Genomic DNA, 26,759 nt, shown 5'->3' on the forward strand with positions numbered 1-26,759 from the left:
GAGGACCAGTCTTGACCCAAGCTGTTATCGTCGCCCGCGATGGAGCGGCCTATCAAGCCCGCCTTTTCTGGCAGAAGGCGGCGCTGCTTCTCGATCCCCACGGCCCCGTCGTAAAGGTCGGCTTCGAAAGCGGCGCGAACGGGTTTGATGACATGTGGGTCGAGTACGACCCGGCTCTTCTCGATCAGGAAGGGCACCCGCTACGCCGGGAACATGTACAATGCAAATGGCACGTCAGCCCCGACAGCTACGGCCATGCCAGCTTGGTTGATCCGGCATTTCTCGGTGCGACGGCGCGGTCTCATTTGCAGCGCGCCATCAAGGCGCAGCGCGACCACGCGCCTGATGGCATGGGCACGCGCTTCCGGCTCGCTAGCAACTGGCGTATTGATCGCGCCGACCCGCTGCGCGCGCTCGTCAACGAGCGGTCGCACACCCTTCGTGTCGGCATGCTTTTCGGAACCGCCACCGACAACAGCGGCATGGGTCGGGTGCGCAAGCTTTGGCGAGAACACCTCGGTGTCACGGACGACGAACTGCGCATCCTCGCGCGGACTCTCGCTTTTTCGGAAACGTCGGAATCGCTGGACGGGCTGCGCGAGCTTCTCGACTTGCATTTCCGGGCAGTGGGGCTGAAACGTAGCCCCCTGAACGAGAGCGCCTTCATCTATGATGAAGTGGTCTATCAGTGGGCTGCGCAGGGCCGCCTGGAATTCACGCGCGCGAATTTCCGTGGCCACTGCGAGAAAGAAAGCCTGATCGGCGAGCCCGGCGAGGGGCGTCCGCGGGTTTACGGCGTCAAGTCATTCGAGCATGCAACCGACCGTCTGGAAGACCGCTGCTCCAAAGTGCTCAACCTTGTGCCGGGTTTTGCCGATCGCCAGATACGGCCGGACTCGGACTGGCAGGGGACGCTGTATCCGGCGCTGAAGACCTTTCTTCTTGAAGCTGCGCGCGAGAGCGAACGGATCAGGCTTGTCCTCGACGCCCATCTGACGCTTTCATTCGCGGCAGGTTCGGTCCTCAACATCAAATCGGGGCGCCTCATCGAGCTGGAGCAACGCACGACGGGCCGCGCGATCTGGGCTCCTGATGACCAGCCTCTCGATAACGCCTGGCCGGGATGGGCCTTCAGTGAGCACGACGGCAAGCCGGAGGGAGGCGGGATAATCGTCACCGTGAGTCTCACTCATGACGTAGCCGCCGCGGTGTCCAGATACGCGGCCGTGTCGCTGCCCGCAGCGCGCGCGACGCTTGACGCGCGGATCGCGACGACGCCTGGGGCCCGCGCCGTCAGCTGCGGCCGTCACGCATTCGAGCTGGCCGAGTCTCTGGTCGCCAAGATTAAGGCTCTCCGTGACACTGCGCCGGGGCAAAGGATTCATTTGTTCATGGCTGTACCGGGGGCCTTTTCATTCTTCCTGGGCCAGCGCGCGACCGCTATCGGACCACTCACGCTTTATGAGTTTGATTTCGATGGCAACAGCGGGGGTAGCTACGAAGTGTCGCTGTCCTTGCCGGTCACGGTGACGTAGGAGACGAAGCGCCGCTCCCGCTCAAGATCGTCATCGCGCCTGCGGCAGCGCTCGCACTCCACCGGGGAGAAGCGCGGCGGTTATGGCGGATTTGATCCATTATTCTTTGTGCTGCGCGACATTGTGGTCGCGTCTCTCGAGAGCCGACGACGTCATGCCAGGACGAGACACCCTCAACCGATTCTCTGGCATGATCCCAGTCGTGAATATCAAACCGACCCTAAATAGACCGCAACGCCTAGCGGCCTTCCCGCCTGTCGCCGGCGACTTGGCGGCAAATCTGCTCCTGTGAAGCAACGCGGGAGGCGAACGATGGAGCTCTTTTGTGGACTGGACGTGGCGATGGATGAGAGAGCGCTATGCGTCGTCGACGATCATGGCGTGGTGCAACTGTGACGACGGCGGTCACGGATCTCGATGCGCTGTTTGCGGTGCTGAAGCCGTTTCTGCCGAGCCTGCGCCGCGTTGGCCACGAGGCAGGATCACTGTCGCCGGTCTGCATCCGGAACTGAAGAAACTCGGCCTGCCGGCGATCTGCCTGGAGACGCAGCACGTGCGCGGTGCGATGTCGGCGCAGCGCAACAAGACTGACAGGGCTGATGGACTCGGCATCGCCCACATCATGTGCACCGGCTAGTTCCGCCAAGCCTACATCAAGTCAGAGAGCTGCTACCGGACGAAGCTTCTGCTGATGAGCCGGCGCAATCTGAAGGCCAAGTTTTTCGACCTGGAGAACGCCATCGGGCACTCGCTGAAGGCATTCGGCATCCCCTTGGCAAGGTCGGACGCGCGCTTTCGAGCAGACGGTTCGCCAAGCTGTGGCCGACGATCCGCTGTCGGCCAAACTGATGGACGCCATGCTGTCGGCACGCGCGGCGATGCCGGCTGCACGATCTCGTTGTGAAATGGTGGCGCGCAGCGAGCTGTGTCGACGCTTCATGGCGATCCTCGGCGGCGGCCCGGTGACGGCACTTTCCTTCATGACGGCTATCGACGATCCGTCGCGCTTTCGCCGCTCGCGCGACGTCGCGGCCTACTTCGGGCTGACGTCGCGGCGCTGGCAGTCCAGCTCAACGATCGACATTCAGGGATGGATCTCCAAGGCCTGTGACGCGGACGTGCGGCACGCGCTCTACGAGGCGGCGTCAGGTTTGATGACGCGCTTCAAGGGTAGGGACAAGGTCAAGACTTGGGGCCAGGAGGTCGCCAAACGCTCCTGCCACCGCAAGGCTTGTGTCGCGGTGGCGCGCAAGCTGGCGGTGATCATGCATGCGATCTGAGCGACGGCACGTTCTATGTCGGCGATCCGGCTGCGGGCGAGGCCGACGCCGCGCAACGCGCCCACATCAAGGATCGGCGCCTGCTCGGAGCGCATCGATGAGCGGCGCGACGGCGGTTGAAACGCATGGCGCCCTCACGCTAACAGACGCCATCTGACACAACGAGATCCGCCCCGGCGGATGAGAACCGATGCAGACCAGGAGCGACGAAACGCACGTTATCTTGCCTGCGGCCGCGCTGACGAACAGTCGGCCGAACCGCGCCGGATTGCCTGTGACGCTGCTCCGTCACTCCGATGGAAAAATGCGCCACGACGGTTCGAGCGCTGCAACCATGCAGCCGAACCACACCGTCGCAGAGCGCGGAAGATTGCACGGCGTATCGGAACTCAACGGTCAAAAGCGGAATCGTAGCGCAGAGAATAGATTCGCATATTATCGTAGATGTAAGGATGGACGACGATGGTTACAAAGTATCGCAAAACACAACCGATTGAGATGGCAAGATAAAAGGGCGCACATTGCGCCTCGGTTTTGTGGTTGTTATTGCTGGATTTTCTGGTGCGTTGGCACATTGCAAGACAGCAGCGCAATGTGTGCGGAACGCCCAAGCCGTTGTATCTGCGTTCTCTTTCCCACATTGCAAGATCGCGCCATGGACGATGAGCGCGAGTTTCGCATTCGGCCCGGTCGCATTCGCTCGACCCGTGCCCAGCAGGTCCGGCCGTTTATCGCACAGGCATTGGCGGCGGCGAAAAAAGCAGGGGGCGGCATTCGCGCTCGGGCCGGATTTTCACGGCAATCGCTCTCGGTTTGGTCACGGTCAGCGCGCCAGCATCCAGGCCAATCGCTTCATTACCTCGCGTTCGCGCGGCGCCGTTATCAAGGCCCGCGTCGTTCGTCATTCCGTGCGCGCTACCCCGCTTGGTGCACATCTCATGTATCTGCGGCGCAACGGCGTGACCCGGGACGGGGATAGGGCGCGGCTGTTCGGGTCGGGGACCGAGAATACCGATGGAGAGGCCTTCGCCTCACGACCCAGTACGACCGGCATCACTTCCGCTTTATCGTCTCGCCAGACGACGCCCTTGAAATGCCGGACCTGAAATCCTTCACCCGAGATCTGGCCGGGCAGATGGAGAAGGATCTCGCAACACGGCTCGACTGGGTCGCCGTCGATCACTGGAACACCGAGCATCCGCATGTCCATCTGATCGTACGCGGTGTGCGCGACGACGGCCAGTACCTGGTCATCATCTCGCGCGACTACATCAAGGAAGGAATGCGCGACCGGGCTCGCGACCGGATCACCCAGGAACTGGGGCCGCGCAGCGATCTCGACATCCGCCGCTCGCTCGAAAGACAGATCCAGTCCGAACGTTGGACGCAACTCGATCGCCAACTGCTTCGCGACAGCCGCGAGACCGGTGTCATCGATCTAGCCCCCCGTCCTCATAGCCGACCGGACGACTATCACGCGCTGAAGATCGGCCGTCTGCGCAAGCTCGAAACCTTTGGTCTGGCCGATCAGATCGGGCCTGGCCAATGGGTGATTGAGGACAAAGCCGAGGTCACACTGCGCGAACTCGGCGAGCGTGGCGACATCATCAAGCGCATGAACCGTGCGCTGGGTGCTCAAGCGTCGAGCGCGGATCAACGAGTTGCGTTCTGGCGGCGGAAAGTCTTAACGCGCCCATCATCGGCCGTCTGATCGAACGCGGGCTTGACGACGAGTTGAGTGGCGCAGCCTATGTGTTTGATCCCGAGCTTTGATGGTGCATTGTTTTCTTTCGAATGGAAGGAGGCACTATGGGCCAGGTTCTACACGACAGCACCACGACGACAGAGGCAGTCCGTCGAGCAATACAAAATAGTCAAGAGAGCCTGAGAGCGCTGGCGAAGCGCTACGGGATCAACCAGAAGACGGTCATCAGTGGAAGGGCGGACGTCGGTCGCCGATGTACCAACGGGGCCGACAAACCCATCCTCGACGGTCCCCAGATCGAGGAGCAGGCGGTGATCGTCGCCTTCCGGCGGCACACGCTGCTGCCTCTCGACGATTGCCTCTACGCGCTGCAGCCAACGATTCCGACCCTGCCCCGCTCTTCATTGCATCGTTGCCTGCAGCGCCACGGCATTTCCCGCCTGCCTGAAGTCGAAGGCGACAAACCAGCCAAGAAGAAGTTCAAGACCTATCCGATCGGCTACTTCCACATCGACATCGCCGAGGTGCAGACGGCTGAAGGCAAGCTGTAGCTCTTCGTGGCCATCGATCAGACGAGCAAGTTCGCCTATGTCGAACTGCAAAAGTGGGCCACCAAGATGATCGCAGCCGAGCTCTTGCGCCACCTCATCCCGGCGGTTCCCTACAAAATCCACACGTCCCTCACCGACATCCAGTTCACAAACCGCGAGCAGGACCGCACGGCCATGGAGCACATCTTCGGGCGCACCTGCCGGGAAGACGGCATCGAGCATCGCACGACCAAGGTGAAGCATCCTGGACCAACGGACAGGTCGAAAGGATGAACCGTACCATCAAGGAAGCCACCGTCCGACGCTTCCACTACGACAGCCACCAGCAGCTCGAAGCCCATCTCGCCGACTTCATCAGCGCCTACAATTTCGGACGCAGGCTAAAGATCCTGAAGGGCCTCACGCCATAAGAGTTCATCTGCAAAATCTGGACAAAAGAGCCAAAACGATTCACGCTCGATCCTATCCAGCAGATGCCGGGACTAAACACCTATGCCGTGGTCGATGGCAGCGACGGGCGCACCCATCACATCAAGCTTCCCGATCTGGAAGCCACTGGCGACAGCGCACCGGGATCGATTGTCGAGTTGCGCAAATTCGATGATGCTCGCGGTCAACGCCGGGCAGTGCTGGCAGTGCGCTCCGATCTTGGTGTGAATGAACAAGTTGGCGCATTGGGTGCGACCTGGCTCGACCGCCAGGCGATCGCTCGCGAGCCTGTCGCCGTGGCCGAAGGTGGCTTCGGCGCCGAGGTCCGCGAAGCCTTGAACAGGCGCGCCGAGCAATGGATTGAAGATCAGCTAGGAGCCCCGACGGTCGACAGTCGGCCAACTCTGGCATCCACGCATTGTGGGCGAAGGGCAATGTTGTCAGTTCAGGAGCCTCGCCGGAAATGTCGGTTTCTGGTGCAAAGCACGCATTGATGTGAGTGGAGGCGGAACCATACGAGATAATACGGGAAGGCCTTGGCCTTTGTGGCCTCGTCCTCCACGGCGCGGCGAGAGCCTTGGCCTTGCATCGCACAGAGGTGCGCCAAGAACTGCGGAGTCGGTTGCAGTTTCAGCAAGCGTCCTAACCCGCTCAACCGAGGAATTTATGGCCGCCGTCCACCTCTAGATTTTTGAGGCCGGCAGGGAACTCCCCATATCGAAGCAAGGCCCGCACTCAGCCCGCTGTCGAGCCAGCGCTGGCTTGTCAGAATACATTCCAAGCCTCTAATTTTCCGATATACTTGTTTCAGCGAGTGTGGGCGGGGTCGCTGACATGATTGATTCAGACGTGTTTGATTTTGTCGAACGCTGCAGGAAGCACACGGCAACCGGGCCGTTGCTAAATGATCTTCTTGAAACGGTCAGAAATCTCGGCTTCGAGCATCTCATCCTGAGTGGTGTGCCACTTGGAGGGCAAAAGCTGGCGCCGATGGTTGAACTGAATGGCTGGCCCGCAGGCTGGTTCCAACGTTATGTCGAGGCCGAGCATGCCGCCGTTGATGGCGTCTGCATATACTCGGCGAAAACCCTGAAGCCGTTCCTTTGGGCCGACGTCCCCGCCAAATGGTCCGATACGGAAGGTTCGCGACGCGTTGCAAGCGAAGCGACAGAGTTCGGCATCCTGAGCGGTTTTGCCGTGCCAATGCTCAGCGTCCATCATTGGCAGTCTGTCTTGTCATTCGCCTCCTCTGCCAAGTCCTGCACGCTCTCTCCGCGACAGCAGGTGCAACTGGTGACGATGGCGGTATACGCCGGCATGTCGATCCAGGCTCTGTCAAATGACGACGACGGCGATGAAGGTATGCTGTCGGATCGCGAAAAGGAGGTGCTTTTGTGGGCTGCGGCAGGCAAGACTTCGTCGGAAACATCCCAGATCCTTGGCGTGACGGAGCGCACTGTCAAATGGCACGCTACGCGGGCCCGTGAGGCTTTTGGCGTCGCTTCGACCACGCAAGCCGTCGTCGAAGCAGTTCGCAGGCGTCTAATCCATCCCTGAACGTGTCAACTGTCCGATCGGACAGGTGACGTACTTTAGCGAGACTGCAACTATTCCCCCGAAGAACGATCGGGGGATCGCGCAATGATAGCTGCGCATGTCGTCAACGCGCATAACAAACATCTTTACGAAAACGAATTCGAAGAGTTTTTGCGCCGGCGGCACGACTTTTTCGTGCACCAGAAACATTGGCGACCTGCGAGCCCGGATGGTCGCGAGTTGGACCAGTTCGATACGGAAGCGGCAACCTATCTGCTGGGTATCGAAGACGGTCGCGTGGTGACCTCGGCTCGATTGATTCCAACGAGCGAGCCGCACATGGTCTCGGAGGTCTTTTCTCACATGTGCGAAAAATCGGGCGTGCCCAGGCGTCCCGATTGGGCCGAATGGACACGCACTTTCGTCGTGCCCGACAAACGCTCGACCGGTCTGCGGGGCACGCTGACTCAGCTGTGCTGCGCGGTGATGGAATACGCACTCGATGAGGGTCTCAGCGCCGTTGGCGGCATCCAGGAAACCTACTTCATGCCCCACCACGGCGCGCTCAAATGGCGGGCCGAGCCGATGGGCATGGCGAGGGAAGAAAGCGGTGAGTGGTACATTGTCGCCTATATAGAAGTGAATGAGGCGGCACTGGCAAGTGTTCGGAAGATCCTGGGCATAGGCCATTCGCTGCTGGTTCGTCGCGGCATTCAACGGCCATTCCTCGAAAGCAGCAAGAACCTGCTGCGCGTGCCTGCATAGTAACAATCGGCATCAGGAGGAAGCATGAGAACGGAGGCCATCTTCATCGCTGCAACTATCGTCGTTGGGCTTGCATCCGGCACACAGGCCTGCAGGTCACAGCCTCCGGATGCGCAAGCCAGTGTTGAGGCGGGCTGCGTCATGATGAAAGCAGGCGACAAACTCTACAACATCACGCAAGCCAGCCCGGAGCCGGTGGCAGTAACTTGCCGCAACATAACCGGATGATGTAGATACGTGCCAGCAGGGAATCTTCTGAAGGCCGCCTAATTAAAAACCTGACCCCGAGAAAGGCTGTCCCAACAAGAAATAATCTAGACAAAGTTTATCAGAGTATGCGTATTTACCCATGATGAATTTAGGTTAGAAAAACACAGCAGCGTAAGCAGGTTTTCGCTGAAAAAGTGTTATTCGCTGTGCGCTCTCGGATCTATGTGATGATTGATAGATATGCGGATATAGTAGGCATCCTCGAGGGCGCTGTGTCATCAGATGACATTGGCGCACATAAGAATTTCTGGCGTACGCTGACGCGCGATGAATTTGTCGCATACAAGGTATTTGGCAGCGTGGCACTGATTGCGCCGTCCAAGGTGGGCAATGGGTTTGACCCGGTAGAGTCAAACCTTGTCAAGGCGCTCGAAGCGCGCCAGCCTTTCGGGCGCGACGTTGGAGTTGCCGGAGCAACGTTCAGGAGAATGCCAGCGGGGCGCCCCGTTGTTTCTCAGGATCAGATCGATCGTGTTCGTGCATGGCTTGAGGCTGGAGCGCCAGCCTGATCCAGGAGGAAAACGAAAATGAACTTGATTGCACGCATGAGCGGCTGTGCCGCTGCACTTTTAGTCCTCAGCACAATCTTTCCAGCGTCCTTACAAGGGCAGAGTGGAGCCCCTGTACTGCGGCCCAATCCTGCAGATGCAATCAATCAGCCTCACAAGCACGCCTGGGATCTTTTCTTGGCAGTCAATCATCCCGCCGACCTTTCCCAAGGGCGTGGAATTGCTGATCCTTCGAAGAAGATCGGCGATGCCGGGCAGGTGGTCTGGGAGACGTGGAAATTAGCCCGGACCGAAGTGTTCTTGGACCCAGCCACGAAACCTGAGACATGGGAGACGCCGCCCAGCAATACTGCGAAGATTGTTGATCCGCCAAAATCGTCGGTCTTGGTCGCGGAGCTGTTGAAAGGCAAGAACGGCATCGGCATTCAGCTCGATCCCGGCGAGCCGACCAACGAAACACGAATGAACAAGCCAACATTCGATTTTATCCGTGACAACGGACTCTATTCCGTCGAGGGACAAGAAGAATTCATGCAGGCCATGTTGGCCGCGGCGCAGAAGATGTCATTTCCACTTGAGTCGATTGAGGTGAAAGCCTCGTGGAGGAAATTTGCTGTGGCCGAGGAGAAGCCTGAGATCTCTGGTCGTTATTACACGCACCGCGACGAGAACGGTGTGCTCTGGGGTCTCGCCGCGTTGCATATTCTTACTAAAGAGGTTCCGAACTGGTTCTGGACCTCGTTCCGACAAGTTGACGGGCCAACGCCAGCATTTCCACAACCTGATCCTGTTGGTCGACCGGCTGCTCTCAATGGAACGGTTTGGCAGAACTATGAACTCAGCGGTGTCGAATCGGATTTCGTCGATTCAATGGGACGCCCAAATATCCTTTCTGATCCGATAATAGAGGGCGGTTTTGAGCATTCTTCCTGCATTAGCTGTCATGCCCACGCGGCCATTCGAACCAAAGTTGATGACGTACGAGATGAAATGCCGTTCTTCTTTGGTGTAGACGGAGCAGGCCAGGGGCTCACCCCTATAGGGCCTCCTGGACATGACACGTCGCTGCCGGTCGCCGACCAGACAAATATGTTCGTCGATGCCAATGGAGATCTGCAGTTCTTTCAGCAGGATTTCGTTTTCGCCCTACGGCGCGCAAATTCCCGCAAGTAGCGCTGGAATCCGGGGCGGTGAAGCATCGCCGATTGAAACCAGCTATCCCACGCGACAACAGTTCGGAGGACGTGACCATCATGTCGTTTTCGGTTCGTGGATTGCCGGAGTATCACAAAGGTATGCTCGTCGTGGGTCTTCAACCGTCAATGGGTCGGTTCTGGCCGGGAGCGACCCCGGGTGTCGTTGCCGCGTCGCTTGATTCCCCGGCCATTTCGGCGATGGTGGGGCTTTCGCGGCGAGGCATGATCAAGCGGGTTATCCCGTTGTCGTCGGCGAGCCCAGGGGACGGGTTGGTTCCGGTTCTAGCTAGCTCGGCTGCAACCATAGCCGGTTCCCAAGCAAGATACGGCGGGGGCGGGGGCCGTGTTGCTGCAACGCTTGGCGCCACCGCGAGCCAGAAACGCAGCAAGGATGCAAACGCGGGTGTTTGCATTGTTGAGCTGGACTCGGAGGGCGACGAAAATCGCTTACGTGACGAGCTTGCTAACGACCCGGATGTCACATTTGCCGCGCGCGTCCCCGTCCGCTACGCCTCAGTTCGTCGCCCTCGCCGGAGCAAGGTTACAGGTGCGACGCCGGCGGCAATTCCTCCCGCCGGCGATATGTGGAACCTGGCGCGGATTGGTTGGAGCGAAGCGCGGGGATTGCCTGGTTTCCAGGATGCAATGAAAATAAAGGTGGCCGTTCTTGATACTGGAATTGACGAACAGCATCCGGATTTGGTTGGTCGGATAGCTGGTTATGTGCATAGCTATGCAGGCGTATCCGCGCCATCCGGTCCCGAAGATGTGATTGGACACGGTACTCATGTCGCTGGAACGATCTGTGCAAATTTCGATAACGTTTTCGGAGTACGCGGTATTGCCTCTTGTGCACTGCTGGCTTGGAAGATCTTTGATGACGAGCCGGATCTCCTTCGGGTGCTGCTAGGACCAGACGAGTACGTCTATTATGTGGATCCTGTGATGTATCGTCGTGCGCTAAGCGAGTGCCTGGACGCGAAAGTTGATGTCGTCAATCTAAGCATCGGTGGGCCGGGTGAACCTGACCCGCAGGAAAGGCAGTTGTTCGACCTGTTGGTGGCCGACGGTGTGACGGTTGTTGCAGCCATGGGAAATGAACGCAGTTTGGGTAGTCCAATTTCCTACCCTGCAGCAATACCAGGTGTGATCGGCGTTGGTGCGACGACAATTAATGACAGGGTCGCCGATTTTTCGAACAGAGGGGGGCACATCTCAATCGCCGCTCCTGGCGTTGGCATCTGGTCAACGCTACCGACCTATCCTGGTCAGACGGGCTTCGTAGCGGCGACAAGACCAGATGGAACATCGATCCCGGGGGCGCCGAAGTCGCGGGACACGAACTACGCCTCCTGGCAGGGAACGTCCATGGCCAGCCCGCACGTTGCGGCAGCGGCGGCGCTAGTGCTCGCGAACAAGGGTAAGATGCCTGGGCATGACGTGAGAACTGCGTTGATGAACTCGGCTGATCTTGTGCCTGGTATGGGTGGTGCTGCATTCCATCCCGACTATGGCGCCGGCCGGCTGAACTTGGCAAAATTGCTTAGTTAGCAACGGCAGGAGACTGTGTGTTTGCCCCAGCCGGATGTACTGCTGTTCAACTTTAAGCCGGATGTCCCCAGACTCCGTCGGGATGAGTTGCTGGCGACGATCGAAGGGTGGGCCGAAGTAAAAGCTGCGCAATATCTGAATCCTACGGCGAAGCGCGCTGAAACAGCTCGAATGGGTTGCGTCGAATTGACGGAAGGCGCCGACACTGAAGCCGTTGGGCGCAAGCTTTCGGAGCTCGTTGAAGTTGAGATGACACAGGAGCCGGCACGACGTGGGCTTTAGGTGGTAGCCTGTGATTAGCCATCGGGCGGTTGTCTCCGATCGCCCGGTCAAGGGGCGCGGTCGTAGTAACTTCCGTACTACCAACCATTCAGAACGCCGGCGTGTCGCTCTAAATCAATTCCTAGTTGAATTTATTTGATCGATAGTATTGTATCCAAAAGCTGGCGTCAGGATAAAAGTGAAAACGGAAGTATTAGCAATGTCTTAGAGGTTGGGTGCCGCAAACCGATGGCCAGAAAACGCAATTCCTCGGAAACGGCGCCCAAGCCGATCAAGGCGCAAGATGCTATGATGCTGGACCCTACGGACACGGGGTCGCCGTTCATACCGGTTGGAACAGGCGAAGGATCGTCGGGTGTAGCCGCAAGTCAGCCGCCCACACCGGAAGAAGACCTCGTCGTCGAAGTTGAATTGGCACCGAGCGCAAGTGCAATTGGCTCTGCGCTCTCGAGCAACATTGCGGGCTATCTCGCAGAAGGCGCCGGCGCCGCGCCGCCGGACGTGGCATTGCGCGGCGTCTTGCGCCGCTATGGGTTGCTTGAGGCGCGATCGGTGTTCACAGAGGGGCAGGTTCAGGCGGAACAGGCGCGGCTCGATGCGCTTCGGGCCGCGACCGCAATCGGATCTGCATCGGTTGAACAGGCAAGTGCACTGGAGCGCCTTCCGCCGCTGTCCAGCTTCATGCGGCTGCGCTTTCCGGGGGGTACGCCTCCGTCCGAGGTGACGACAGCGCTCAAGCAACTGCCGGAGGTCACCAAAGCGGTTATCGTGCCCAAGGCGGCGCCGCCAATGCTCGCCTTGTCGGAGCCCGATCCTACCGATCCGCAGATCGGCGACGGACCGCTCACGTCAGACCCCGCAACTGGACTGGAATCGCAGTGGTATCTTCATCGCACCCGCGTGCCGCAGGCTTGGCAGTATTCGCGTGGCGCGAACGTTGTGGTCGCAGATATCGACTGGGGTTGCCGCACATCTCACCAGGAATTTCGGGCTTCCATCGATCGCTGCTACAATGCGGTCGATGGCGGTGCCGATGTGACGCAAGGATCGCACGCGGCGCATGGGACTGCGGTGCTCGGCATCGCCGGAGCGCGCGCAGACGGCGTTGGCATGGCCGGATATGCGCCGGAGGCTTCGCTTTGGGCGGTCCAAGGGGACAGTGGCCCGAACGCACCCGTCTTCGAAGAGCCGTGGGCCGAGGCGGTCGACTTCGTTCGTCGCACCAATTCAGCGAACCGACGCAAGGTCGTGATCGTAGAGGTTCAGACTACGCTCGGCGGCAATTTCGAGCAAATCCCATCCGTGCATCGTGCGATCCGTGCTGCGATTGCCGACGGCTGCGTCGTCTGTGTGGCTTCAGGCAACGGCAATCGACCGGCCGACAGGACCGATTCCGATGAGCCGTTCGATCCAACCGGCTCGATTCTCGTCGGAGCGACCGCATACGACGCCAACTTGAACAAACGCGCCTTTTTCAGCAACTACGGCGGCCGTGTCGTGGTTTCGGCACCAGGCGACCTGAACCACGACCTGACCTGCGGTCATGCGTCGGACTCCTCTTACCGCAACGGCTTCGGCGGCACGTCCGGTGCGACCCCTAAGGTCGCTGGCACCGTCGCGTTGATGCTGTCGGTGAACCCGGACCTGACACATGGCGACGTCCGGGACATCCTTTCCGGAACGGGCTCCACGCTGGTTGAAGATCCCGGCAAGCCGATCGGCACGTTCCTGAACGCCGAGGCCGCGGTGGCCGAGGCCCTGCGTCGCCGCAGCTTAAGCCAGCCTACAGAGGCACTGCGCACGCCGGCCGGGATGGAGGTGGCCGAGCCGCCGAAAACGAAGTCGGTCCATGGCATCAATCGTCGCCAGAGCCAATTGGTGCTGCCCAGGAATACCGGCGGGCCGATCAGCTGGGAGACGGTGGCCGAAACGCCGATTGTTGCCGACGCGGCCTCCGGCGAACAGCTTCCGGCTGGCGACAAGACGCTTCGGAGCTTTCGCGAAAGCGTCGAGGGTACTCTTACGCAACAGGATCGTATTCTAATCGTGGGCCAGGCAATCCAGATGCTCGACAATTTCTATGTCCATCGCCCGTTAAAGGAAGCGATCCATGCGGTGCGCCCGATCCAGCGACTTCGCGTGCTCCAGCGCCGGCTGATGCAGGAGAGCAATATTCCTGCCGGTGAACGGGACGAACTGGCGTTTCACAATACGCTAACTCAAGTTTTCAACTCGGTACGCGACCTTCATACGAATTATCAGCTTCCGCAGCCTTATCGCGATTACATCGCCTACCTGCCTTTCGAGGTGGCTCCGTTCTATGAGAACGGAGTTCGGAGGTACGTTGTAACGCGTGTGTTGACCGGCCATCAATTCCCCGCTCCCGAATTTGGGTCGGGCAGCGAACTGTTCTACTGGAACGGGATGGCGATCGAGCGCGCCGTGCGTGCGAATGCCGAGCAGACCGCCGGAAGTAACGACGCGGCGCGCCACGCGCGAGGCGTCAGTTCTCTGACAATCCGGCCCATGAATACAGCTCTGCCGCCGGATGCCGATTTCGTCGACCTGGAATTTCTGCCGCGACACGGCGATCCGAAGAATCTGTCTCAGCGGCGACAGATGCGGCAGCAATGGTTCGTCCGCTATGCGCCGACCACGTCGGGCGGCTCCGACAAGACGGCCGTGTCGGCGCCCCTTGCGCAAATTCAGCCGCAACCTCCGCAGGCGCCTCCGGCGGATATCTCCTTCGCGGCGAATGTGTCGGTGGATTTTAGCCGACACAGCATGGCGCGGTCGGCGAGTGTCATCTTCGATCAACCGGCCAAGATCGTGCCTCCGGCGGAGGCGGCGCAGCCGGCAGCTGCCGTTCCCGCGGCGTTGCTGTCACGAAATCTCGGGCAGGCCGCGGTGCTCGGCCTCGATAACGCGGCGGATGCGGTGCGGGAGGCGCGCCAGCTCATCTTCGATTCCGGCGCCTTGCGGAACCTGCAAAGCGCTAATTTCGGTGAGCAAGTCTCGGGCTTTTTCGCTAGCGCATCGCCTGACTCGCTGGAGGAAAATCCGACCGGCACGGAGATCAGCGTCATGGTGCCCTGGAACGCTGCGTTCCGGGCCAGGACCATCGACATTGGCGGCGTAACCTATGGCCACATCCAGATCCGAACATTTCATGTTGAAGACGCTGACGGCTTCGTTGCGGAATTCGTCCGGCTGCTCGGGAGCACTCCACCAAATGGTCTGATCCTAGACGTGCGTGGCAATGGAGGCGGCAGCATCCTGGCTGCCGAGCGACTGCTCCAGACACTTACCGCGACGAGAATCGAACCTGAACGTATGCAGTTCGTCGTCACGCCGGGTACACTCGATCTATCACGTAACAACCCGGTCGGTTCCCAGATTCCCCTTGATCAATGGCGCCCATCGCTTGAGGAGGCAGTCGAGACGGGCTCTCTGTATTCTCATGCCTTCCCGCTGACCGACCCGGTCAGTTGCAACTCGATCGGGCAGCGCTATTATGGCCCTGTTGTGCTGGTGGTTGACGGCAACTGCTACTCTGCAACCGACATGTTTGCCGCAGGTTTCCAGGACCACCGGATAGGCAAGATCCTTGGCGTCGCCAGTAACACTGGCGCCGGCGGAGCGAATGTCTGGGAGCACTGGCTCCTGAACCTTGTCCTTCCGACGGGATGGGGGCTGAAGCCGTTACCGAACAACGCCAGCATGCGCGTGGCCATACGCCAGTGCCTGAGAGTTGGACCGCGCGCCGGAGCATTGCTTGAAGACTTCGGCGTCGTCCCTGACGAGATACACAGACCCACCCGCGCCGATGTGATGGAAGGTGATCGAGAGTTGCTTGCTCGTGCCGCAGAACTCCTCTCGAAGGAACCTCGTCGAGAGATCAGCGTCACAATAGGCGCCTCCGATCCGGCCAAGCCGGGCTTTCGCCTTGTGAGCATCAATACGGTCGGACTGACGAGGCTGGATTTCTACGTCGAGGGCAAGCCGGAGGGAAACGTCAGTCTCAATCCGGACACCGCGGGCAAGGCCACGCTGACGCTGCCCATGAAAGCCGGGTCGAACATCAACCTGGCCGGATTCATCAAGCCGAACGATCTTGTGGCTGTCGCGGTCCATCGCGGGAACGTGGCGTAGAGGAGGCGGCGGTCATCCGACTCGGACAGCAGGGTCAATTCTCGATGCGGCGCTGACGCCGCCTGACGAATGGAGAGGAGTTGGGCTTGACAATCTCTCGGGAGCAACAGCGTTTCCCGACGCGCAACTATCCCTACCGGAAGGGTGGTGCGTGCCTGGCCGCGCCTGCCGACGCAGTGCCGCCCGAAGCGAATGTGCTCTATCGTCGAGTCGGCGGGATCGATACCGACCCACGGCCGATGGATGCCGAGGAACTCGCCAAGCTAGATGACCCTCTTGGCCGACTGCTGCGCTCCGGCAATCCGTTTCCGCTGACGGCGCGGAGCCTGATTGCAGCCTTCGACGTACTCGGCGGGACACCGGATGCGCTGCCGCGACAGCTGGTCTTTTTGGTCGCAGATGGCGGACATATTCCGTGGACACCGCAAACCGATCGGCTCCAGCGCGCATTCCGTTTCGTGATCGTTCGTGGAAAAGCCGACTTCACGTTGCTCGTTTCCTCAAGCACATTACCCGATTCCGCCGCGGACGATGCGTTTCTGCAGATCATCGGCTGGGACGATACGCACAAGGTGTTTCATTTCTACGAGCGGCTGGCTGGTGCCTACTTCTGGGCTGGGATGTCGTCCCACGCATTACAGGCCGCCACACGCGGCAAAGGCCCTTTCGACAGCCATGTGAACGGTGCGACGGTCATGAAGGAGCTGCGATCGCCCTGGATTCATTGGCACGCGCCGCAGGCAGGCATCAACGAAAACGCGCTGGCGCCTGACGATCCACTGCGGAACGATCCTCTATTCATTGGCCGCGTAACCGCTGAACGCATGGAGACCGAGGTTGCGCGACCTGGCATTCGGCGCTGGAATGCGGCGCGTATCGCCCGGGCGGTCGACGCCGACGGCAGCTGGAACGACGTTCGCCACTTCCTGCGCCAGGCTGTGACGGACACCACGGTGAACCTAGCCACGTCGGAAACGGCGAGCCGCCTGATTGGGGAGCAGACTCCACTTAAGCTACCGCTGTCGTTCTTTCTCAACCGCGATACGCTGTTCACAACCTTGGGCCTCGAGCCCGACGACCCGGCAGATGCCGACATCGTGATCCCGGGACTGGTCTATCGGCGGTGTCAGGCCGATTACGACGTTCATCTGTCCGACGGCTTGCTGCGCATCGAGGGCGACTCGCATTTTGCCTTTCTGACGCCCGAGCCGGCTTTCGAGGATACGCAGCTGATCGATGCCCTCGTGCTGGCCAGCCTGTTGACCAGGCGCTTCGTCGCGGCGCTAACGATGACTGATTTCCCAAATCCAGTCTTTTCGGCGCGCCGGGCGGCCCTGCTTCGCCATGTGCCGACGGTCGCCAAAGGCCCAAACGCCGGAGAAGCAATGGAACGGGAATTTCTGGAGGAGATCCGTGCCACTACAGGTCAGCAAGGCAATGGCGCCAACAGTCCGGAGCGGGAGTTCCTCTCGAACTTCGAGACGGTGGATTTCGAAGCCGCCTCCAGGGAGCGCATCGCGCGGTACTTCGCGTTGTTGAGGGCGGGCATGACCGATCCCGAGACCGTCGACGGCTGGTTCCGTCTAGCGGAGTATCGACGACGGCGGTTTCGCCGTAGGCCACTCGCCGAATTCGCGCTGACCACCCCGCGGACCAACATACCGCTGACGGCCGCTCCCTTGCGGATGACCGAGTTTGGCCGTGTCGAGCCTGTCCGGACTGCCGAAACAGACGAGCCCCAACCACCTCAGGGAGAGACTTAATGCCCCGCTTCGATCCGCCTGGATTTCTCGATGACCTCGATGCAGCCGGCAAGCAGGCCTGGAGCCAGCAGGTCTCTGCCTGGCTCGACAACGCCCGCGAAGGAGATCCTGCCCGCAATGACGGGCCGCGCGATCAGTTCTTCAATCCGCTGACCAATCCGCCAGCCGCGGACGCGCAGGTTGCCGTGATCTCGTGGAACGCGTTTCCTCGCCAGGTGCGCCTCAATTCCCTGAGTGATATGCAACGCTGGCGTCGGGCCGACGCGGCGCGCAGTGTCCAGGACGAATATTGCGAATGGAGCGCGGCGCGCGATCCGGCCAGCGGCAAGATCATGCGTGTCGATTTCACTTGCGAAGGCCCCGAATACTGGCAGTTCTTGGCTGGCCAAGACCCGGAAAAGGCCGTGTCGCTCTATCGGGAACTTGTTTCGCCCTCGGTCCAGCGCGAAGACCTCTTTGTCGGCGGTGTCTACGAGCCCAGGAACCGCTTCAACAACTCGACCAGCAACGGCATCGTGCATCTGATCCAGGACTCCAATACGCTTAGGGCGGAGATCTGGCTGGGCGCTGCCGCAACCATTCGCCGCAGGCGGGCCGGACAGGACATCACCGACGCCCAGGCGTTGATACAGTGCTCGCGTTATGGCGAGCCGAACCGCAACAGCGACCCGTTCATCGGCGATCAGGTCAACGCCCTCGCCAGGAGGCTGGCGGATATCACGCTGAACAACCCTGTGGGGCTTTATCTTCATCAGTTTAACCCAGTGGGTTGGGTGACGCCCGACGGCGAGAATGCAATGAACTTCTGGCGCTTCACGCGCGGCAGCAACGATCATTTCGTGCGCGCGACCTACGAAGTTCCACCTGGGCGCGGCTATGTCGTGGGCGACATCAAGATCGACGGCCGGCCTATCCAGTTCGGCGCACAGATCGCGGACTTCATCACCATCAAGCTGGAGGGCATGGCTACTCGCATCGGGCAGAGTACGGTTGCCTCTTTCGAGGGATGCTGGGGAGAGGCTGGTGCGCCGCCTGCGGTCGTCGCCTCTGAAGCGGCGGATGCGCTTGCTTTGCCGACCCGGCGTCCCGGCCGAAGCGCAGCATACGAAGCGCTTTCTGACCAGACGGTCGCCGAACGCACCGTCTTCGAAGCACTGCCGCAGGTGCTTCGCCAGAGCCTCGACCAAGCCGACGCGGCCGACGACGCTGCCGCGCCGCCAGCATTGCTGCCCTATCCCCGGCTGCCGGATTCGAACTTTGTTCCCCGTTCTGTTGCCGGCAGGATCATGGCCTATGCCTCGCCGGATTCAACCTACGCCGTCACGAAGAAGCTGATCGATAGCTCGACCCGCTCACTCGTGATCGGCATCTATGACTTTAGCGCGGAATACATGAAAGAACATCTGAAGCGCGCGATGCGGCGCGGCGTCTCTCTATCTCTGATGCTAGACACAAATTCCATCGAGGAGCGGAGCGTGCTGGATGAATTGGCGGCGCTCGGTGCGAACTGCGTCAAGGCGCCATCCAGCTCGGCCGGGAATCCCGTGGCCTACTTTGGCAACGCACACGAGAAGATAATCGTGGTCGACGGCGAGATCGCGATGATTCAAAGCGGCAATTGGTCGGAAAATAGCATCCCCTTCAACGAGGGCGACGGGGTGGTAATAGGGAGTTTCGAACCCGGCAATCGCGATATGGGGATGGCAGTTGAATCGCGCGAACTGGCAGCCTTCTTCTCCGATCTGGTCGCCCGCGACATGCGGCTGTCGCAAGGGCAGCCGCCGGACGCAGTTCCGCCCGGTGTGCTTGCGGCTGCTTCGCCAGCCAGCGATATCTTCTTCGAAGCAGCGCCGCCAGCGATTCCGACGAGACTGTTTTCCAGCATCACCGTCACGCCGGAGTCACCGATCAGCGTCACTCCGGTCATCACACCGGAAAATTTTCATCCGACGCTCAGCCTCTTGCTCAGGTCCGCCAGGCGCAGCGTTCGCATTGAGCAGCAATACCTCCGCGGCAGGCAGCCCGCGGTCGAGGCACTCCTGCAAGAGATCGCAGATGCACGCGCGGATCACCCTGATCTTGACGTGCGGATCATCGTCTCGAAAAAATATTTGAATACGGGCCAGAAACAGAAATTCGTGAAGGCGATGGACGATTTCGACTTAGCGTTCGATACAAACTATCGATATCTCTCGACCCGTCATTTCGTCCATTGTCACAACAAGCTCATCGTGGTTGACGATGAGAAGGTGTTGCTTGGCTCGCAAAACTGGTCGACAACCGGGTTGCTTTCCAACCGCGAAGCCAGCCTGCTCGTGGAGCATTCTGGCATCGCCAGCTATTTTGCGAAGCTCTTCGACGCCGACTGGGAACTCAGCGAACCTGGAGCTGCGCCACCCGACTTTATCGATCCCGCCGAGGCGGGTATCCGATCTGCTTCCGATTTCGCCCAAGGTGGTGTGGTGATATCCAGCGTGGCCGACTACAGGAACATTTGAGCGGCTCGGCTATCGTCAAACGTTGCCGGATCGTTTCAGGGGTCTAGTCGCATCGGCAGTCTACGCAGTAATAATGACTGCAGTTGATCATCAGCAGTTACAGCAGAAGTGTTTGAATCCAAAATTGGAGGCAACAAAATGCCGCAAGAGCTTTTCACCCTAGCCACGCTGGGAACCTTGGCTGGAGCAACCGGAGCAACTGTGATTGTCGGTAATACGATACAATCAGTCGCCAACTACGGCGCCAAGTGGCTCTCACTTGTGATCGCGGAGCTTATCATCGTCGCGGTCGCCTTTTTCGCGGGTGCGACGGATGTCAGTGCATACTTCGTCGCCCTATTGAACGGGTGCCTCGTCTACGCGTCGGCTATTGGACTCAACACGATGACATCGCCCGCGCAGCCATTGGGGTCGCCGAGCCCGCGATCGGCGAACCAAGTGGGCTTGCCGCCGCAGGACATTAGCGGTTCCCGAGGACGCGGCTTCTGGAACCGTTGGTGGTAGTGACTTGGATGCGGTCGTCTGGGGGTTCCGACCCTCGCTCCCATGAGGGTCACTGGCATGATCGCCTCGGGTCCGCAAGCCGCCCGGCGCGCCCAACACCTATGGGTACGACGCGCATCGTGTCGAGACCGAACGCCACTCTTTCGGTGTCTACCAGAGTTCGACGCGCTCGATCGTGTTGAATTGTTGAGCAAAGAGAAGCTGTGGCCGTTGATATCACGCCGGACATTAGCCGCGGTCCCGGGAATACAGAAGAGGCGACCGACGAATAGGGACTCGCAGCTAATTCGACGAGTTTACGTCCCTAGGAAAATCACTTATTCTGTGGTGCTCGGCCCTAAGAACGATATAAGTTTACTCTTGATTTGTCTTCGACGTCAGCCGCTATTGAACTCTTTCAGAAATTCCCTTCTTATTTGCGGATTAGGGCATGAAGCGTCCGGTTCTCAGGTGGCATAGGCCCGCGGCGCGGACCTACGATGGTATTTCGCAGGAAGGCTTGCAAAACCTTCCTCCGTTGCAGCAGCAGCGCGCTCTCCTAGAAACAGTCGGAGTGCCGCTCGTTGCAGACGCTAAGACTGCCAAGGACCAAGCGATCGGCTTGCTGAAGGTCGCGGCCGAGGTCGAGCACGCGCTGCTGGTTCAGTATCTCTATGCCGCGGACTCGATCCTCGACGGCGAAGGGCCTCCTTCCTATGCGAAAATGCTGCGCAACATCGCCATCCAGGAGATGGGACATCTGGCGACGGTGCAAAATCTGCTGCTTCTGCTTGGCGGACCGGCGGCTTTGCACATGCAGCGAGATGTCCTGCGTAAGTTGAGCGAATACAATCCGATTCCTTTCGTCCTGGAGCCGGTGCGGCTGGAGTCGCTGGCAAAGTACACGGTTGCCGAGCAGCCGGCCAAGGTCCCCGATGGACTGGAGGCTTTGGTCAGTCGACTTCAGAAAATCGCCGCGACGGATGCCGGTATCGAGCCCAATCGTGTCGGGGCGATCTATGCGATGGTGCGGTGGTTCCTTCTGGACGAGGATGAGGCAACGGCTTGGATGGATCTAACCGCAATGGTCGATCTGCCGGGCAATACGCATGTGACCGACCAGGATCTGCAGCCGAGCGACGTGGTCCTGGCTCATCAGGCGACGTCCACCGAATGGGGCGACCACTTCGATTCATTCCTGTTGGAGACGGCAACGACACGCGAGACGGCGGTGAAGGCGATCGACGTCATCACCGAGCAGGGCGAGGGGTTCAATACCTCCGATGAAAGCGACACTCATTTTGAGCAGTTCATCAAACTGGTCACTGCACTCGAAGCGGGCAGCATCTCCGTCAAGGCGATTGCGACATCGCCGACGCTTGCGCCGGGTCAAGGCGGCGAGAAACCGCAGGCGATCTTGAACAGCTACACGCGGCTCTGGGCAGGAGTGCAGAGCCTGCAGTACACGCTCGTTGCGCTGAGCATTCTTCACGCAATGTCGCTAAGCCGCGATGTAGCGGGAGATGCGGAGTTGCGCGAGGCACTGGCCAGGCGGGCCGTGCGTGTGGGAATGCGCGAAACGCTTCAACCGCTCTCCGACATCCTGACCGCGCAACCCATCGACATTCCCGGCGGTGTTCTCGCAGGCTCGTGTTACGATCTGGATACGTCGCTTCTGGAGTCGGCGGACACTTTCACACTGGCCGAGCGCCATCTCGACATCCTAGCCCGGCTCGAGAATCTCTACGGTCAGGTGGAGGCGTCGCCGGAGTTCGTGAAGCCCGAGAATAAAGACCATGGGACCGTACTGAAAGACCTTCGCAAGACCGACCAGAAACACAAGAAACTGTTCGATTTCCTGCCGTCAGGCCCCGGCATCGGCTGATTGAGCAGGGCAGGGAGGATAGATTGGTTAGCTACAGAATATTTCCAGCCATCGGCATTGCACGGATCGGCGGCGACGAGGATTTCTTCCTAGGACCGGAACGGGTAGGGGAAGGTCCTATAGAACCGGCTTCGGGCGCCAAGGCGACGCGTTTCAAGAGCGCCGACGGCAAGTTGATCCGGAAGCAGGGTGCGCGGTTTCATTTGTTCGAATCAACGGACGGTGTGGCCTGGACACCGGCAAAACTGCCTATCGGCGCGACGGTCGAATGGTCGGTCGTTCTGGCCAATACTAAGGCTGCCGCCGAACGGCCGTCTGTGCCTCCCATCAAGGCGACCCGTCCGGTGATGGCCGCCGGAAGTGAGGGCATGGCGATCGTCTCCGCGAAGACCACGATCACCGGCGCCGGACAGTCCAGTGCAGCGCTTGGCGGTGTGTTTGAAACAATTGGCCCTACCGGTCAACCATTCATCGTCGAGGTGAAGCTTGGCCAACTGCGTACCGACGATCAAGGTCGCCTGATCGTGACTGGTGGCGACGGGATATCAGGCGCACCGGCAGGTATGGCGGTCGGACCGAGCTTCTACAACAACGAGAAATGGTTCGACGACGTAGCGGATGGACCCGTGACCGCAAAGGTCATGCTTGCGGGTGGCGCGACACAGGATGCTGAAGGCGGGGCTTGGGTCATCATCGGTCCGCCGGACTACGCGCCGAATATCGGCGGGATAGTAACCCTGTTCGACATTGTGCGCGAAAAGGGAAATGCCCCGATCCCAGAAGTTCCTTCCTTCGCGGCAGAGATATTGCCCATCATCCAGCGGACGCGACGCCATCGTTGGGTGAATGGAAAATCCAATTGGTCACATAGCGACATCGACGTTCCTAACCTCGGCAACAATGCGGCCGCACACAAGACAGCGCGCGCGAATGCACTTGAGATCATCAAGGAAGCCGAAAAGATCCTTGATGGGCACATCGACGAGAACGGCCCGCCGTTCCAACTGACCACGGGCCAGAAGGCGATGCTAGACGCCTGGGTTCAGGGCGATTTCAATATGTCACCTCTGGATATCCCCGCCCTAAGCGGCTCGGGACTTACCCGCGCTTCCCTCGAAGGAGCCGTCGGGCAAGGTTTCTGCCCCGGTATTGAGGCAGGCATATTGGTTGAAGACAGATCCATCTACCTCGAACCTTTCGATTATCGCATCGATCATGGAGAGATCGCGGCGGGCGATCTGACAGCCTTGATGGCGCAGCCGTGGCAGGCGGATTTCTACGATTGCGCAGGCAGTTGGTGGCCTGCGCAGCGTCCGGACGAAGCGCCACAGTCCGACGATTTCGACGACACGAAAGAGTGGGTCCGCGATGTGAACTCGCAAAGCGACATGGTGGAGAAGTTCCAACTTCTCGGTTTCATTCTGAAGCAGGGAGACGACGAGGTCTACATTGAAAGTGAGCGTGCGACCCCATTCGTCGCGTAGAGGATCGTGGACGAGACTTCCGCAACTTACTTCGCAGCGGTGATCGGTGGCGGTCCCGCCGGCAGCGCCTGCGCCCTTCGGCTGGCGCGGCTCGGGTATCCGGTCGCGCTGATTGCCGATCAGCCGGGCGCTCGAGTCGGCGAAACCGGCGGACCCCGGCTGACCCGCACAATGGACCGATCCGGGATTTCGCTGCGGCGCGACATTGGTTGGCCGGTCGAGCGATTTCACTCGGTCTGGGGCAGCGCGGACGAAGCGGTGCGCGACGAAGTGTTCTGGCATGCGACGGGGGGCAGGTCGTTGCCGCGACCGGTGTTCGACCGACATTTGCAGGACGCCGCAGCCGAGGTGGGGGCGACGGTGTTTCGGAATGTCAGCGCCGCTGGGGTCATCTGCGAAGCAGACCGGTTTTGTATCCATCTACGCCACGTCGGACGATCAGCCACATGCGTGGCCGAGTTCATCATCGAAGCTTCTGGCCGCCGTACCCGCTCGGTCGTGCACCCCGACGCCAGCCGCTACTTTGTCGATGGACTGGTGTGTGCCTCAGTTCTGGTCGATCTCCCGGCCCGAATGACTGCGTCCGCTATCGTCGAGGCGGTGCCGACCGGATGGTTCTATGTAGTGCCGTTCGAGGGGCGCCACGTGCTCTGCTTCTTCACCGATGCAGATCTGCTGACTGCCCGGCCAGACGCCAGCTTTCTCCGGCAGATGCTCGCAAGCTCATCGCTCCTGGCGGGGCTTACACGAGTTGACGGCACTTCCGGCGTCGGCGTCCGAGATGCCCGCACTTCAATCCGCACTTTACTTTGGCGTGGGAAATGGATCGTTGCTGGGGACGCGGCCTGGACGCTCGACCCACTGTCCGGAGACGGCATCGAACGAGCCGTTGACTCGGGCACCGCGGCGGCGGACGCTATCGTCAAGGCATTCCAATCCAAGTCCTCACGTCCATTGCGCCAATATGCGGTAGCAAGCGCGGAAAAATTCCGCCGTCTCCTGGCGGCGCGCCACGACGTCTACGGGCGGGAAATTCGGTGGAGGCAAGCGCCGTTCTGGCGCTCACGCGCATTGGCGGTGTCGCTTGGTTCCTCGTAGATACTTGGATTGCGACGTTTCAGGCAGGGTGAAGTTGTCCTTGAAATAAAGGTGCATTCGCCAGTCGACGCCTTCGAGCAGGGGTCCGACGGATTCATTCCTGCAAGTGCTTTTGTTCGGTCTGCCGCATCGCCGAGTGGGGTTCGCCCGAGTCGATAAACAAGGCCCCCGGTCTTCGGATGTTGACCCCAGGAGCTATTTAACCTGCTTTTGTCGGACAATGCGCTTCGGGCGGCGGCCGTGCTGGATGACAACGCCGTGTTTGCGCCACTTGGCCATGATCGCGCCGACCCCGGTGGTCCGAGTAAGATGCTGGCGGCTGGACCGAATCCACCAGCCTTTTTTGATGTTCTTTGGAAGACGGTAGGCGTTGTCACTCAGAAGGATTCCGAGGTGCCGCAGCGTCGTCTCCATTGTGGTCGCCGAGGTCCAAGATGAATCAGCACCTCCTACTGATTGGGTCGCCAAGCAAATGTCATTATTGTTCCAACGGTTTGGTCGAAGGCCGCCCTACGCCGATCTGAAGTCCACTCTTGATGTAACGGAGTCCAAGTCGACCGTTTGCTCGCGCCCCAACTGCCGAACCTCCGGCTCCATACCAGATGTTGGGTCCAAGCAAAGAGATCGTTTGCATTCTGGCCAATAGTTCGTGCTGGATCTAGCGGACGTCAGGACGCTATTTCCCAATTGCATTCGACCGCGGTAGTCAACAAGTACTGGAGGACCCACCATTGGCGCATAAGGAGGCCGTGTATGTAGCGAAGGCCGATGCGATTGGCCTTCTTCTCGATGAGTTAGAGGCCAACCCAGATCCGAGGGCGCACACCGTATTAGATCTGGTAAATCACTGCAGGAAGCAGCCGGCGATGCGACCGAGATAACGATCCTCGGCGGATACTATAGTCGAAGCTGGCTCATTGAACTGTTCAAGAGGCTTCCTCGCAGCCGTCGGCGCTATTGTCGGGTTAGGATCGCCGTGGGATCGGACGCGACGGTTACACTGCCTTTAGTTTGGGAGGACATGCGTGCCGTTAGGGCGCATCTTCTCAAGCTTGGATACCAAAACCCGCAGGTATGCGTCGTCGGCCGACGCCCCGTTCATTTTCATACAAAGCTCTTCCGATTTCTTAAAACGACGCAACCTTCCTGGTTCATCGGTTCCGCAAACCCTGGCAGCGACCGACACGAACTAATGATGACGCTCGTCGGACGCCACAAAGGATTGTCTCAATATGTCGAGGCGGTATTCGACGGGGCACTGTCGGTCACCGAAAGACCGCCTCAGCGGGAGCCCCCAGGATTTCTTTCTCGACGGCGTGCTCTGTCACAAGCCGCCCGCACAGCGGCTTTTCGTATTCGACGCCTATAGGCTATCTCCGGAGGATCGTAGCAAGATCAACGCGCGAATCGGCGAGGGCAGTGGCGTCGACCACGCGAAACCCTCAACGAGCGGGTTCGGGTGCGGACTTCTAAGCGCAATGGCATGGAGGTTGGCAGTTTTCTCGATGAGGATGAGACGGCCATCCGTACACGGATGCGCGACTACGGCTTAGATACTGTGTTCGGCCTCTGGTTGCCGCGTACCTACGCCGCTGAGGTGGAAACGTCGATCCGGGATCAACGGAGAAGTTTAGGAAACCGACTTTCGGTTATCGGTGCGAAACTGTCCGACCCTAGATGTTTGATCCCAGACTTTGATGGCGCATACTTTTCGTCCGAATCAAAGAATGCGCTATGGGCCAGGTTCTTCATGGGAGCGCCACGACGACAGAGGCGATCCGTCGAGC

The 26,759-nt window shown here is 59.8% G+C and carries 16 protein-coding genes and 4 pseudogenes; 19 read left to right on the forward strand and 1 reads right to left on the reverse strand.

Annotated elements, in window-relative coordinates:
* Nucleotides 1-11 precede the first annotated feature (11 nt).
* From NKI31_RS20205 to NKI31_RS20295, 19 genes and pseudogenes are all read left to right on the forward strand, one after another.
* Nucleotides 12-1,535, forward strand: coding sequence for an SAVED domain-containing protein (locus NKI31_RS20205; RefSeq protein WP_023806714.1), 1,524 nt, complete (start codon nt 12-14; stop codon nt 1,533-1,535).
* A 312-nt stretch (nt 1,536-1,847) separates the two neighbouring features.
* A pseudogene (locus NKI31_RS20210) lies at nt 1,848-2,916 on the forward strand (IS110 family RNA-guided transposase).
* Between the two features lie 554 nt (nt 2,917-3,470).
* A pseudogene (locus NKI31_RS20215) lies at nt 3,471-4,567 on the forward strand (DUF3363 domain-containing protein); the annotation flags it as partial.
* Between the two features lie 57 nt (nt 4,568-4,624).
* Nucleotides 4,625-5,562, forward strand: a pseudogene (locus NKI31_RS20220) (IS481 family transposase); the annotation flags it as partial.
* A pseudogene (locus NKI31_RS20225) lies at nt 5,563-5,928 on the forward strand (DUF3363 domain-containing protein); the annotation flags it as partial.
* A 406-nt stretch (nt 5,929-6,334) separates the two neighbouring features.
* Nucleotides 6,335-7,057 carry a LuxR family transcriptional regulator gene (locus tag NKI31_RS20230; protein WP_023806593.1) on the forward strand — a complete coding sequence of 241 codons (723 nt, stop codon included), beginning with the start codon at nt 6,335-6,337 and terminating at the stop codon, nt 7,055-7,057.
* Between the two features lie 84 nt (nt 7,058-7,141).
* On the forward strand, nt 7,142-7,801 hold the full coding sequence (locus NKI31_RS20235; RefSeq protein WP_023806594.1) for an acyl-homoserine-lactone synthase: 660 nt from the start codon (nt 7,142-7,144) through the stop codon (nt 7,799-7,801).
* Between the two features lie 24 nt (nt 7,802-7,825).
* On the forward strand, nt 7,826-8,029 hold the full coding sequence (locus tag NKI31_RS20240) for a hypothetical protein (protein WP_023806595.1): 204 nt from the start codon (nt 7,826-7,828) through the stop codon (nt 8,027-8,029).
* 209 nt (nt 8,030-8,238) lie between these two features.
* The gene (locus NKI31_RS20245) at nt 8,239-8,580 is read left to right on the forward strand and encodes a hypothetical protein (protein ID WP_050588946.1); all 342 of its coding nucleotides are present in this window, start codon (nt 8,239-8,241) and stop codon (nt 8,578-8,580) included.
* A gap of 18 nt (nt 8,581-8,598) precedes the next feature.
* Nucleotides 8,599-9,753 carry a hypothetical protein gene (locus NKI31_RS20250; RefSeq protein WP_031197827.1) on the forward strand — a complete coding sequence of 385 codons (1,155 nt, stop codon included), beginning with the start codon at nt 8,599-8,601 and terminating at the stop codon, nt 9,751-9,753.
* Between the two features lie 17 nt (nt 9,754-9,770).
* A complete protein-coding gene (locus NKI31_RS20255) occupies nt 9,771-11,327 on the forward strand; it encodes a S8 family peptidase (protein ID WP_352652406.1) in 1,557 nt (518 codons plus the stop codon).
* 21 nt (nt 11,328-11,348) lie between these two features.
* Nucleotides 11,349-11,609: a hypothetical protein gene (locus NKI31_RS20260; RefSeq protein WP_352652407.1), complete on the forward strand. Its 261-nt coding sequence runs from the start codon at nt 11,349-11,351 to the stop codon at nt 11,607-11,609.
* Nucleotides 11,610-11,837: 228 nt separating this feature from the next.
* Complete coding sequence (locus tag NKI31_RS20265) at nt 11,838-15,761, forward strand: S8 family serine peptidase (protein WP_023820762.1); 3,924 nt, start codon at nt 11,838-11,840, stop codon at nt 15,759-15,761.
* 80 nt (nt 15,762-15,841) lie between these two features.
* Complete coding sequence (locus NKI31_RS20270) at nt 15,842-17,524, forward strand: hypothetical protein (RefSeq protein ID WP_155921538.1); 1,683 nt, start codon at nt 15,842-15,844, stop codon at nt 17,522-17,524.
* Nucleotides 17,524-20,022 (forward strand): phospholipase D-like domain-containing protein, encoded by a 2,499-nt coding sequence (locus tag NKI31_RS20275; protein ID WP_352652408.1) that lies wholly within the window; start codon nt 17,524-17,526, stop codon nt 20,020-20,022. Before NKI31_RS20270 ends, NKI31_RS20275 begins: the two co-directional genes overlap by 1 nt.
* Nucleotides 20,023-20,160: 138 nt before the next feature.
* Nucleotides 20,161-20,526, forward strand: a complete 366-nt coding sequence (locus tag NKI31_RS20280; RefSeq protein ID WP_023806603.1) for a hypothetical protein — start codon at nt 20,161-20,163, stop codon at nt 20,524-20,526.
* Nucleotides 20,527-20,956: 430 nt separating this feature from the next.
* On the forward strand, nt 20,957-22,390 hold the full coding sequence (locus NKI31_RS20285; protein WP_081731215.1) for a ferritin-like domain-containing protein: 1,434 nt from the start codon (nt 20,957-20,959) through the stop codon (nt 22,388-22,390).
* Nucleotides 22,391-22,413: 23 nt separating this feature from the next.
* Nucleotides 22,414-23,874: a LodA/GoxA family CTQ-dependent oxidase gene (locus NKI31_RS20290; protein WP_023820765.1), complete on the forward strand. Its 1,461-nt coding sequence runs from the start codon at nt 22,414-22,416 to the stop codon at nt 23,872-23,874.
* A 6-nt stretch (nt 23,875-23,880) separates the two neighbouring features.
* Nucleotides 23,881-24,972, forward strand: a complete 1,092-nt coding sequence (locus NKI31_RS20295; RefSeq protein ID WP_352652409.1) for an NAD(P)/FAD-dependent oxidoreductase — start codon at nt 23,881-23,883, stop codon at nt 24,970-24,972.
* Between the two features lie 195 nt (nt 24,973-25,167).
* Here NKI31_RS20295 and NKI31_RS20300 read toward each other — a convergent pair whose 3' ends face one another.
* A complete protein-coding gene (locus tag NKI31_RS20300; protein ID WP_023806607.1) occupies nt 25,168-25,386 on the reverse strand; it encodes a hypothetical protein in 219 nt (72 codons plus the stop codon).
* Nucleotides 25,387-26,759: the final 1,373 nt, after the last annotated feature.

Source organism: Mesorhizobium sp. M0659 (assembly GCF_040320605.1).
GTDB lineage: Bacteria > Pseudomonadota > Alphaproteobacteria > Rhizobiales > Rhizobiaceae > Mesorhizobium.

Coding starts and splice junctions, on each gene's coding strand:
- NKI31_RS20240 (WP_023806595.1), top strand. CDS start 7,826: ATGAGAACGGAGGCCATCTTCATCGCTGCAACTATCGTCGTTGGGCTT.
- NKI31_RS20300 (WP_023806607.1), bottom strand. CDS start 25,386: ATGGAGACGACGCTGCGGCACCTCGGAATCCTTCTGAGTGACAACGCC.
- NKI31_RS20285 (WP_081731215.1), top strand. CDS start 20,957: ATGAAGCGTCCGGTTCTCAGGTGGCATAGGCCCGCGGCGCGGACCTAC.
- NKI31_RS20250 (WP_031197827.1), top strand. CDS start 8,599: ATGAACTTGATTGCACGCATGAGCGGCTGTGCCGCTGCACTTTTAGTC.
- NKI31_RS20235 (WP_023806594.1), top strand. CDS start 7,142: ATGATAGCTGCGCATGTCGTCAACGCGCATAACAAACATCTTTACGAA.
- NKI31_RS20230 (WP_023806593.1), top strand. CDS start 6,335: ATGATTGATTCAGACGTGTTTGATTTTGTCGAACGCTGCAGGAAGCAC.
- NKI31_RS20280 (WP_023806603.1), top strand. CDS start 20,161: ATGCCGCAAGAGCTTTTCACCCTAGCCACGCTGGGAACCTTGGCTGGA.
- NKI31_RS20245 (WP_050588946.1), top strand. CDS start 8,239: ATGATTGATAGATATGCGGATATAGTAGGCATCCTCGAGGGCGCTGTG.
- NKI31_RS20265 (WP_023820762.1), top strand. CDS start 11,838: ATGGCCAGAAAACGCAATTCCTCGGAAACGGCGCCCAAGCCGATCAAG.
- NKI31_RS20275 (WP_352652408.1), top strand. CDS start 17,524: ATGCCCCGCTTCGATCCGCCTGGATTTCTCGATGACCTCGATGCAGCC.